The sequence below is a fragment of the Streptosporangium sp. H13245 genome (assembly GCF_055690525.1).
The window spans coordinates 20,569-31,769 of record NZ_JBSZKT010000059.1 but is presented as its reverse complement, the minus strand read 5'-3'; the positions used below and the strand labels follow the sequence as shown (position 1 = coordinate 31,769).

The window sequence follows — 11,201 nt, the reverse complement described above, 5'->3', positions numbered from 1 at the left end:
TCGTCCCCTCGTCGGGCTGGTGAGCACCCGCCAAGGTCTTGATCAAAGTGGACTTCCCGGCACCGTTCTGGCCGAGCAGGCAGTGCACCTCTCCGGGCAGCACCTCCAGGTCGACGCCGTCGAGGGCGCGCACTCCGGGGAACTGCTTGACGATCCCGCGCATGAGGAGCAGGGGGGTTGCTTCTGACATGGGGCCTCGCTGGTTCATCGTGGGGCCGAGAAGACGTGGTCACTGCTGAGCCTGGCCGCGCCGACCACTCCGGCGTCGGGTCCCAGTTCCGATAGCACGATGGGCAGGTTGCCGGTCGCCAGGGGCAGCGACCGGCGGTAGACGACGCTTCTGATCTCCGCCAGGAGGACGTGGCCCAGCTGGGCCACCCCTCCCGCGATGATCACGAGGCCGGGGTTGAAGAAGCTGACGAGCCCGGCCAGCACCGTGCCGACCCTGCGCCCGCCGTCGCGGATGAGCCGCACCGCCTCGGCGTCGCCCATCTCGGCGGCCTTGGACACGTCCTCGGCGGTGAGGGTGCCCGTCTGGTCGAGGCGACGGCCCAGGTAGGCCGAGCGCCCGGCGATGGCCGTGGCCTCCCTGGCGAGGGCGGTCCCGCCGAAGTACGCCTCCAGGCAGCCGACGTTTCCGCAGGCGCAGACGGGACCCTGGTCGTCGACGCGGATGTGGCCGATGTCGCCGGCGCTGCCGGAGACACCCCGGTAGATCTTGCCGTCCACCACGATCCCGCAGCCGATGCCGGTGCCGATCTTGACGAGCAGGAAGTCGTCCACCTGCCTGGCCAGCCCCGCGTGGAGCTCGCCGAGGGCCATGATGTTGACGTCGTTGTCGACCACGGCGGGGCAGCCGAGGGCCTGGCCGACCGCCTCCCTGACGGGGTAGCGGTCCCAGCCGGGCATGATCGGGGGGGCGACCGGCACCCCCTCGCGGAAGCTGACCGGCCCGGGGAGGCCGATCCCCGCGCCGTACAGCTGGGTGAACAGACCCTGCTCGCCCAGCTTGTTGATCATCTCCATGGCCTGGTCGAGCACGGCCACGGGGCCGTCGCGCACGTCGCACCGCTCGCTCAGGTGGCCGAGGATCTCCAGTTCGCCGTCGGTGACGACCACGTCGATGGAGGTGGCGCCGACGTCGATCCCGGCGAAGCGGAGATCCTCGGAGAGCCGTACCAGGCCGGACCTGCGCCCGCCGCGTGAGGCCGCGAGCCCCGCCTGCTCGGCCAGGCGCAGCTCGACGAGCCGGTCGAGTTCCAGGTTGAGGCGGGAGCGTGACAGAGCGGTCACATCGCCGAGTTCGGCGCGCGAACGCGCCCTCTCGCGCAGCAGCCGGAGCAACGCGGCCTGGTACGCGTTCTCTGGCCGAGCGACGGTCCGCTTCACGACACCTCCCTGTTCCGAGCAGGTGTGCAGAAGCTAACCCTCTTTAGATGGATTTGTGAATCACTTTTACCTAACAGTTCGCCGACTTTTGCCTCAATCGGCAAAAGTCGGCGAACTTGACCGTTCCGGTCAGCTCACCCGGGTGAGCCTCCACTGCTGGTTGGTGCCGGTCCCGCAGGTGGCCTGGGTGAGTTGCGTGCCGTCCGCGGTCGAGGCGCCGGGCACCTCAAGGCAGTGGCCGCTCGCGACCGAGGTGACCTTCCAGGCGCCACCGGTCGCGGCGGTGAACCTCCACTGCTGGTTGGCGGCATTGTGACAGGTCCACTGGATGATCGGGGCGCCCGGTGCGGTGGAGGCGGCGTTCACGTCCATGCACTTGCCGCCCTGGACCCCGGTGAGGGTGAAGGCCCCGCCGGCCGCGGCGGTGAACCTCCACTGCTGGTTGGTGCCGCCGTTGCCCGCCCACTGGACCACCTTGGCCCCGTCGGTCGTGGACTGGCCCTCGACGTCGACCACCTTGGAGCTGTGCGCGGCGGTCAGCGTGTAGACGCCACCGGCCACCGGCCCGCCCGAACCCCCCGTCGCGTTCAGGGTGAGGGAGTCGAGGTCGAACTGGTTCGCCGTGGGGTGCTTGAACACCAGGAACAGCGGATGGCTGCCGGACAGCGCCGTCACGGAGGTGGCGGCCACCTGCTGGTAGGTGTCCCAGCCGCCGGTGGCCGGCACGGACGTGGTGGACAGCAGCTGCCCCGTGGGCGAGTCGGCGCGCAGCTCGATGGAGCCACCGCCGGTGGGCGAGGACAGCCGGTAGGACACCGACGCGATCCCCTGGACGCTCATCGGCGCGAAGGAGATCCAGTCGTTGTTGGAGATGTCGCCGATGCGCTTGCCGTTCTGCGCGCCGGCCTGGTCGATGACCCGGATCCCGGACGAGCCGGTGAAGTACTCGGCCTGCTTCTGCCGGGGCTGCAGGATCAGGTTGGCGGTGTTGGACAGGCCGCCCGCGTCGGTGTAGGTCGCGGTGAGGACGTAGAAGGTGTTGGCGTCGGCGTCGTGCCCCGAGTTCGTGGTCACGACGGTCCCCGAGCAGCCGGTGAACTGGCCCGTGTCATGGCTGTGGGTGTCGTGGCCGAGCGCCGTGACCACCCGCACCCTGGAGCAGTCGATCGTGCCGTCCTCGGGGTCGGTGACGGTCACCGTGTACGGGACCGCGTCGCCGAAGGTGATGGCCGTGCCGTCGGGCGGCGAGCCGAACCTCACGACCGGCGCGGTGTTGCCGACCGTGATGGGCACCGTCGCCGAGCCGCTCTTGCCCGACGAGTCGGTGATCGTGAGCCTCGCGGTGAAGGTTCCGTTGGTGGTGTAGGTGAACGAGGGGTTCGCCGAGGTGGAGTCGGTCGAGCCGTTGCTGGTGAAGTCCCACGCGTAGGTGAACGGGTCCCCGTCCGGGTCCGCCGAGCCCGCCGAGGAGAACTGGACGGTGAGCGGGGCCTGGCCGGAGGTGGGCGTCCCGCCCGCCTTGGCGATCGGGGAACGCGAGCCGTTGATGTAGTCGATGCGGTAGACGCCGTCGTCGGGGTTGGTGCCGCCGTAACCGGCCCCCCACTCGATGAGGTACATCGCGCCGTCGGGGCCGAACTTCATGTGCATCGGCGACCTGAACCCGAGGTTGGACAGGAAGCGGTTGGTCTTCAGGACGTTGCCGCCGCCGTCCAGCCGCATCTCCATCAGGTAGTTGCGGCTCCACTCGTAGAAGAACGGGGTGTCGTCGAAGTACGCGGGGAACTTCGTGTCCGAGGGGTTGGCCGCGTCGTAGTGGTAGAACGGCCCGCCCATCGGGGCCGCGCCGCCGCTGGTGCCCATCTCCGGCCACTCGGGCGTGAGGTGGTAGGTGTACCAGACGGTGGCCGCCTTCACCGCGGGCAGGTTCGTCAGGCCCGTGTTGTTGGGCGAGTTGTTCACCGGCGCCGCGCAGTTGAACTTCGCCCCCGAGGTGGACGTGGCGAAGTTGTAGTCGTTGAACGGGGTGTTGTTGCCCACGCAGTACGGCCAGCCGTAGAAGCCGGGCGACTTGATCAGGTTCCACTCGACGGTGCCCTCGGGCCCGCGGTTGGCGTTGGCCGCTCCCGCGTCGGGGCCGTAGTCGGCCGCCGAGATCCAGCCCGTCTCGGAGTCCACCGAGAAGCGGAACGGGTTGCGGAAGCCCATCGCGTAGATCTCCGCGCGGGTCTGCGCGGTGCCCGGCGCGAACATGTTGCCCGAGGGGATCGTGTAGGTGCCGTCGCTCTCCGGGTGGATCCGCAGGATCTTGCCGCGCAGGTCGTTGGTGTTGGCGCTGGTCTTCTGGGCGTCGAAGTTGGCGCGGCCCGCGCGCTCGTCGATCGGCGCGTACCCGTCGGAGGAGAAGGGGTTGATGTCGTCGCCGACGCCGATGTAGAGGTTGCCGCCGGGCCCGAAGGCGAGCTGCCCGCCGGTGTGCCCCGGCTCGTCGGTCCTGGTCGCGGGGATGGTGAGGAGCTTCCTCTCGCTGGCCAGGTCGAGGGTGTCGCCGTTCAGGGTGAACCGGGAGACCTGGTTGACCGCCGCCGAGCCCGTCGGGGAGTAGTTGAGGTAGACCCAGCGGTTGGTCGCGAAGCCCGGGTCGAGGACCAGGCCGATCAGCCCGTCCTCACCGCCGGTGTAGACGCTCAGCGTGCCGGTGGTCACGATCTGGCCGTTGCTCTTGCGGACGAGCATGAGCTTGCCGGAGCGGGCGATGTAGTAGACGTCGCCGTTGGCGGCGATGTCGAGGCCCATCGGCTGGTCGGGCGCGCTGTCGAGCGTCACCTTCTGGAACCGGTTCCATACGGTGCCGCCGCAGTCGCCCGCGGCGTTGCCCGCCGCCCACTTGATGCCGCCGAGCACGTGCTGGCGGAAGTTGGCCTCGCTGTAGGAGGCGCTCTCGTGTCCCATCGCGGTCGCCCACACGCGCCCGCCCTCGGCGTTGCGGCACCAGGAGATCGGGTGGTCGGCGCCCATCTTGCTGCCGCCCGCGTCGTAGGTGGTCTCGTCTGCGGTGACCAGGACGTGGACGTCGCCCCGCATGCTCCGGTCGAAGTTGTACCACTCCTCGGTACGCGTCCAGCGGTCGGGCAGGCCCACCGTGGAGGGGTGCTTCTTGTCCAGGACCTTCGCGGTGCCCGGCAGGATGCTGGAGTGCGCGGTCATGTGCGCGCCGCCCAGGATGAGCTGGTCCCACCAGGGGAACTGGGCCTCGATGTTCATGTCCGTGGTGTTGTGGACCGCCACGATCCCGCCGCCGTCGTTGACGAACTTCTGCGTGGCCTGGCGCTGGGCCTCGTTGTCCCAGACCATGCCGGAGTTCTGCAGCATGACGATCGCGTCGAAACCCGCCAGGTTCGCGTCGTTGAGCGCGGTCGAGCTGGCGGACTGGACGACCTCGAAGTCGTTGGAAGCGGCGAGCTGCTGGACCATCGTGATACCGGCCGGGATCGAGCCGTGGACGTAGTCGGCGGTCTCGGTGAACAGCAGCACCCGGAAGGCGGCGGCCTTCGCGGCGCCCGCGCTCGCCGCGGACGCCGTCAGACCGGAGAACACGGATAACAGGAGCAGGATCGGGACCATCAAGGCGGTGAGCTGGCGGCGCATGGAATCTCCTGGGGGGACGAGAAGGACATGCGAAACAAACCGAGCGGCCCTGGTGGGCTGACCGGTTGTGGTGCCGAGAGAGAGTGAGGGTAAGTCTCGAAATTTGCCGGTTTCTGGCTTATTTCCTCCTTATTTCAGGATGGTAAGGACGAGTTCTGACGGGCGTCAAGCAAAAGATTGCGTGATCAAAGCAGAAAGCCTCGTCTCGTACGGCGGAAGAGGCTCCACCCGGGACCCGCGGCCCCGAGACCACCCCATGGCCGTCCGGAACCCCCGCGGGCAGCGAGAAGGGCGCCCTCGGAACGAGAGCGCCCTCACCCGGGTCGTCGGTTCAGCCGGTCAGAGCATGGCCTTCATCGAGGCCGTCGCCTGCTGGCCGAGGGTGGTCGGGGTCAGGTACGGCTGCTCGGCGAGGATCGCCTCCCAGTTGTCCCGGATGTCCTCCACCGTGTGGTCGTCCCGCCGCCAGCCGGGTCCCTCCGCCACGAACACCCGCGCGATCCGGCCGCCGCCGACGCTGAAGATCTCGCCGCTGGTCTCGCAGGCCTCGTGCGCCAGGAAGGTCACCAGGGCGCTGACCCGCTCCGCGGTGAACTTGGCCTCGAACTCGGCGGGCAGGAGCTCCTCGGTCATCCGGGTCCAGGCGATCGGCGCGATCGCGTTGGCCTTGATCCCGGCCCTGGCGCCCTCGATGCCGAGCGTCTTGGTGAGGCCGACCAGGCCCATCTTGGCGGTGGAGTAGTTGGCCTGGCCGAAGTTGCCGAACAGCCCGGCGGGCGAGGAGGTGTTGATGATCCGGCCGTACCCCTGCTCCTTGAGATAGGGGAACGCCGCCCGGCTGACCAGGAACGAGCCTCGGACGTGGACGGCGAGGACCTGGTCGAACTCCTCGACGCTGATCTTGCCGAAGGACCTGTCCCGCAGGATTCCCGCGTTGTTGACGACGATGTCCAGCCGCCCGTAGGTGTCGATCGCGGTCCCCACGATCGCCTGGGCGCCCTCGGGGGTCGCGACGTTGTCGGTGCTCGCGGTCGCCTCCCCGCCGTTCTTCCTGATCAGCTCGACCACCTCGGCGGCCGGGCCCGCGGAGGCGCCGGTGCCGTCCAGGGCCCCGCCCAGGTCGTTGACGACCACCTTGGCGCCGCGCTCGGCGAGCGACAGCGCGTGTGAGCGGCCGAGTCCGTGCCCGGCGCCGGTGATGACCGCGACCCTGCCGTCAAACCGCAGCTCTGACATCCGCAACCCTCCCACGAGAACATAATTCTAGTCGTTCGAACAATAGCCCGCCCGGCCCTCGCGATGCCACGGGGACCACTCGTGGGAACTTTCGCGACATACAAGAAAAGGCATGCGATAGTAACCGAAAATCAATGAGATCATTGCGCACAGTAAGCGCACGTGTTAATTTCTGCTAAAGTTTTTGCCCCACACGGGCGAGGGTCAACGACGACACCCCTCACTTCTTTCTTGTACGGCCCCGCCCAATATTTTGGGCTGGAGGCCCTATATGTCCTTATCGCCGCCCCTGCGCGTGGTCCAGTGGGCCACGGGCGCCGTCGGCAGATACTCCCTGCGCAGCGTGATCACCCGGCCGGAGTTCGAGCTGGCCGGGGTCCTGGTCTACGACCCGGACAAGGTGGGACAGGACGCGGGGACCCTCGTGGGGCTCCCCGAGGCCGGGGTCACCTGCACCGACGACGTCGAGGAGATTCTCGCCACGAAAGCCGACTGCGTGCTGCACATGCCGCTGCCGGCGTCCTACTTCGGCGGGGAGCATCCGAGCGACGTGGAGACCATCTGCGCACTGCTCGCCGCCGGCAAGAACGTCATCACCACCACCGGGTTCGTGTATCCCAAGTGCTACGGCCCGGGAGTGGTGGAGCGCCTGGAGGCCGCCTGCCGCGCGGGGAGATCGTCCCTGCACGGCACCGGCATCAACCCCGGCTTCATGAGCGACATGCTGCCGCTCACGCTGACCGGCCTGTCCAGCCGCGTCGACCACATCTACGTCCGGGAGTCGTCCGACTTCCGGGGCCACCCGTCCCGGCAGATCGTGGTGGATCTGTTCGGCTTCACGCGTTCGGCCAAGGACTACGTCGCCGCCGTGCGCCCCTTCCGCGCCTTCCAGCGCTCGCTGTTCGCCGAGAGCGTCCAGTTCGTGGCCGACAACCTCGGCGTGGCCCTCGACGAGGTCGAGGAGAGCGACGAGTTCGAGCTCGCGTCCGAGGAGTTCGAGATCTCCGCGGGACTGGTCAGGGCGGGCACCGTGTGCGCGTCCCGCTGGATGTTCAGCGGGCTGGTCCGCGGCCGTCCCTTCATGACCGTGGAGTGCGTCTACAAGGCCGACGCCAACCGGGTGAACCGCTGGGCCGATCCCGGCTTCAGCGTCCACATCGAGGGCGTGCCCCAGCTGATGCTCACCGTCGGCGAGATCTCCCACGGTCTGGCCGGTGCCGCCGCCCACGCCGTGAACTCCGTCGCCGCCCTCTGCGCCGCCCCGCCGGGCATCCGCACCGCGCTGGATCTCCCCCTGGCCACCGGCCGGGGCACCGTCCGCCTCGCCTGAGGATCCCCCTCGGCCCCCTCCGAGGCATCCCCCGGGCGGACTCCCCGGCTCCGGCGCGCGGCGCGCCTGACGGCGGGCGAACGCGCCGGGCGTACGGCGGACGGAGAGCTCGTCCGCGACGGCGACCGGTCCTCGCGAAGCCGTCGGCGAGCGAGGAGCGGCATTTAGTGTTTTTGCTAAACAAAGCGGATATAAGCGTTTTTGTGTATTCGGTCACACACCCGATAAGCCGCCCGATCACGACTTTCACCCCGTGTTCTCCGTCATCCTCGCCCCCTCCCGGCCCGTCCCGCGCGCGGGACGTTCTCGCGAGACCGGCCGGAGGGTTTCCGAGGGATCAGGTGTGCGGAATGAAACGCCCGAAGCGGCCCTGGTGGTAAAGGAGCGGGCGCACACCGGGGGCGAGGCCGGTATCGGTGACGAGCCCGACGACCAGGACGTGGTCGCCGATGTCGACGGTGGAGTGGGGAGCGCAGACCAGGTGGGCCGAGACGCCGCCCAGCAGCGGGACTCCCAGGGGCCCGGGGGTCCAGGAGGTGGGGGCGGCGAAGCGGTCGACGCCCTTCCTGGCGAACCGCGAGGCCACCTCGGCCTGGTCGCTGGCCAGGACGTTCACCGCGAAGTGATCGGCCTGCCGGAGCCAGGGCCAGGTGGTCGAGGACTGGTCCACGTAGAAGGAGACCAGCGGGGGCGTGAGGCTGACGGACGAGAACGAGGTGGCCGTGAGGCCGACCGGCACGCCGTCGACGTGAGCCGTGACGACGACGACCCCGGCCGCGTGGACGGCCAGCGCCCGCCGGAAGCTCTCCGCGTCGACCGCGCGGCCCGACAGTATCTCGGTCATGGCACCTCGCTCATGGCTGTGTGGGGTATCACCAAGATGCTCCACTTGGTCACTTTTCCACCTTCGAGGAATAAAGGACACCTTTCAGAACCCACGGCAATCGCCATCTCTTCCCGCGTCATGCGGGAGCTCTTTCTCCGAGTGCCGCGGCCACCTGCGGTCCGACCCGATCCGCCCAGGGATCGAGAACGGCGTCGAGGTCAGGAATCTGTGACTCCAGCAGTGCGAGACCCGGGGTGGGAACGGTCGCGCCGAGCTCCACCAGCAGCGGCCGGAAGTGGACCTCCACCGCCAGCGAGTGCCTGGCGTCGCCCATCACCAGGAGCGGGAGCGCGACGGCCGAGGCGAGCGCGCCACCGGGCAGCCGGTCGAGAAAAACCTTGAGCAGGCCGGTGTAGGTGGCCTTGTAGGTCGGGCTCGCCACCACCAGCACGTCGGCTCCGGCGACCAGCTCCAGCGCGGCCCTCACCTCCGGCGCCGTCTCCGGGGCGAACAGCAGCGGGGCGAGGGCCGCCAGGTCGACGACCTCCGGAGCCTCCCCGTCCCCGATCCGCCGGGCGACGGCCTCCGCCGCCCGGACGGCCACCCCGTGGGTGCGCGATCCCGGTCGCGGGTTTCCCACCACGGTCACGATGCTCATGAGGCCACCGGTGCTTTCTGGTCGACGTCGAAACGGAGAAGCTTCCATACCTCGTGGCGGTACTCGCCGAAGCGGGAACCGCCCCTCGGGTCATCCTCACGGGAGCCGAGATCCACCTCGACGACCCCCTGGATCCGTCCGGGCCGGGAGGTCATGACCGCGACCCTCCGGCCGAGATAGACGGCCTCGTCGATGTTCCGGGTGGTGAACAGGAGCGTCGTGCCGGTCTTCTCCCAGATTCGCACCAGCTCCTCCTGGAGCGACTCCCGGGTCCCGGCGTCCAGCGCGGCGAACGGCTCGTCGAGCAGCAGCACGGCCGGGTCCGCGGCCAGGCTCCTGGCGATGGCCACCCGCTGGGGCATGCCCCGGGAGAGCTCGTGGGGATAGCGGTCGGCGAACTCGCCCAGCCCCACCAGGTCCAGATACCCCCTGGCCAGGTCGGCGCGCTCCCGCTTCGTGGCGGCCCTGCCCTCCAGCGCGAACTCGATGTTGGACAGCGCCGTACGCCAGGGGAACAGCGCGTACTGCTGCAGGACGATCCCCCGGGCGAGGCCGGGACCGTCGAGGGGGACCCCGTCCAGCAGGATCCGGCCGGTGCCCGGCGCGGCCAGCCCGGCGATCAGGTCGAGGAGGGTGGACTTGCCGCAGCCGCTCGGCCCGACGAGGGTGAGGAACTCCCCTTCTCGTACGTCGAGGTTGACGTCGTCGAGGGCGGCGAAGGAACGTTGGGTGTCACGGCCGGTGAACTCCTTGCCGATCCCCTGGATGCGGAGCTTCACCGGGCACCCCGCGAGGGGGTGCGGACGAGGATGGGGACATGTCTGATCTTGATCACGATATGCGTCCTGTGAGATGCGAGAAGGAACGGCGGGTCGATTCGTGATCACGGACATTGGGCGCTGAACACGCGGCAGAGGTCGACGTGCGCGCACCGAGTCAGATAGATGCCCATACCGGAGAAACTACGCACCGCTTCGCGGTAAGTCAATATTTCCTACTGGTTGTACATGAAATACATCGCGAGACCGCCGGAGGTCCCGTACCGTCGGAGCATGAAGCTGGAAAAGGAGATCTCCGGCGGCGGCCGCTTCGAGAGGCAGCCGAACCGGTTCACGACGCGGATCGAGGCGGGCGGCGAGCACCCGCCCGAGCCCGGCCGCTACCAGATCTACGCCTCCTACGCCTGCCCGTGGGCGCACCGCTCGCTCATCGTCCGCGAGCTGCTGGGCCTGCGGGAGGTGGTCGGGGTGACGATCGTCGACCCGATCAGGGACGAGAAGGGCTGGCGGATCCCCGGTGGCGACCCGGTGACCGGGGTGGAGTATCTCTCCGAGCTCTATCTGGCGACCGACCCCGGCTACGAGGGCCGCTACACGGTGCCCTGCGTCTGGGACACCGCCGCCAGGCGCCTGGTCACCAACGACTACCCGCAGATCACCCTCACCCTGGAGACGGCCTTCGCGCCGTGGCACGCCGAGGGCGCCCCCGACCTCTATCCGGAGGAGCTGCGCGAGGAGATCGACGCGCTCAACGAGGTGATCTTCCAGGGCCTCAACAACGGCGTCTACCGGGCCGGGTTCGCCCGCTCGCAGGAGGCGTACGACGAGGCGGTCACCGGGGTGTTCGCCACGCTCGACCTGCTGGAGGAGCGGCTGGCCACCCGCCGGCGCCTGCACGGCGACGCGCTCACCGAGAGCGACGTGCGGCTCTATCCGACGCTGGCCAGGTTCGACGCCGTCTACAACTCGCACTTCAAGTGCGCGGTGCGGCGGCTGACCGACTATCCGGCCCTGTGGGCCTACGCCCGCGAGCTGTACGCCATCCCGGCGTTCCGCGACACGACCGACTTCGACCAGATCAAGCGGCACTACTTCGTGACGCAGACGAACGTCAACCCGAGCGGGATCGTGCCCCGGGGACCGGAGATCGACTGGACCGTCTCCTGAGACCCTGAAAGTTTCATCGGACAAATCGGTCATTCGCCCGGTCGGCGGGCGGCCTTGGAGGGGGGCCGGTTGACGGTGGGCGAAACGCGCTGGAAACATCGGGCGTCCAGGCGGTGGGAGCGCTCCCACCTGAATCTCTCCGACCGGGATCTCGGGCCCGCGCTCCCG

General features: G+C 68.9%; 9 protein-coding genes. 2 read left to right on the top strand and 7 right to left on the bottom strand.

The window, feature by feature from the left end; all coding sequences use genetic code 11:
* From ACW9TB_RS38325 to ACW9TB_RS38310, 4 genes are all read right to left on the bottom strand, one after another.
* On the bottom strand, window positions 1–190 hold a 190-nt coding region (locus ACW9TB_RS38325; protein WP_389927109.1), incomplete at its 3' end, for an ATP-binding cassette domain-containing protein.
* Between the two features lie 14 nt (window positions 191–204).
* Window positions 205–1,389 carry an ROK family protein gene (locus tag ACW9TB_RS38320; protein ID WP_472753029.1) on the bottom strand — a complete coding sequence of 395 codons (1,185 nt, stop codon included), beginning with the start codon at window positions 1,387–1,389 and terminating at the stop codon, window positions 205–207.
* Between the two features lie 129 nt (window positions 1,390–1,518).
* The gene (locus ACW9TB_RS38315; RefSeq protein WP_472753028.1) at window positions 1,519–5,037 is read right to left on the bottom strand and encodes a ThuA domain-containing protein; all 3,519 of its coding nucleotides are present in this window, start codon (window positions 5,035–5,037) and stop codon (window positions 1,519–1,521) included.
* 339 nt (window positions 5,038–5,376) lie between these two features.
* Window positions 5,377–6,273 (bottom strand): SDR family oxidoreductase, encoded by an 897-nt coding sequence (locus ACW9TB_RS38310; RefSeq protein ID WP_472753027.1) that lies wholly within the window; start codon window positions 6,271–6,273, stop codon window positions 5,377–5,379.
* 271 nt (window positions 6,274–6,544) lie between these two features.
* Here ACW9TB_RS38310 and ACW9TB_RS38305 point away from each other — a divergent pair, with 271 nt between their 5' ends.
* Window positions 6,545–7,603, top strand: a complete 1,059-nt coding sequence (locus ACW9TB_RS38305; protein ID WP_472753026.1) for an NAD(P)H-dependent amine dehydrogenase family protein — start codon at window positions 6,545–6,547, stop codon at window positions 7,601–7,603.
* A 337-nt stretch (window positions 7,604–7,940) separates the two neighbouring features.
* On the opposite strand, the gene ACW9TB_RS38300 is transcribed toward ACW9TB_RS38305, so the two are convergent.
* The 3 genes from ACW9TB_RS38300 to ACW9TB_RS38290 form a co-directional block, all read right to left on the bottom strand.
* Entirely contained in the window at window positions 7,941–8,447 is a 507-nt protein-coding gene (locus ACW9TB_RS38300) for a flavin reductase family protein (RefSeq protein ID WP_472753025.1), read from the bottom strand.
* 118 nt (window positions 8,448–8,565) lie between these two features.
* The gene (locus ACW9TB_RS38295; protein ID WP_472753024.1) at window positions 8,566–9,087 is read right to left on the bottom strand and encodes an NADPH-dependent FMN reductase; all 522 of its coding nucleotides are present in this window, start codon (window positions 9,085–9,087) and stop codon (window positions 8,566–8,568) included.
* The gene (locus ACW9TB_RS38290) at window positions 9,084–9,866 is read right to left on the bottom strand and encodes an ABC transporter ATP-binding protein (protein WP_472753023.1); all 783 of its coding nucleotides are present in this window, start codon (window positions 9,864–9,866) and stop codon (window positions 9,084–9,086) included. Before ACW9TB_RS38290 ends, ACW9TB_RS38295 begins: the two co-directional genes overlap by 4 nt.
* Window positions 9,867–10,139: 273 nt before the next feature.
* On the opposite strand from ACW9TB_RS38290, the gene ACW9TB_RS38285 reads away from it, so the two are divergent.
* On the top strand, window positions 10,140–11,033 hold the full coding sequence (locus ACW9TB_RS38285; protein ID WP_472753022.1) for a glutathione S-transferase family protein: 894 nt from the start codon (window positions 10,140–10,142) through the stop codon (window positions 11,031–11,033).
* The last annotated feature ends 168 nt before the right edge of the window (window positions 11,034–11,201 follow it).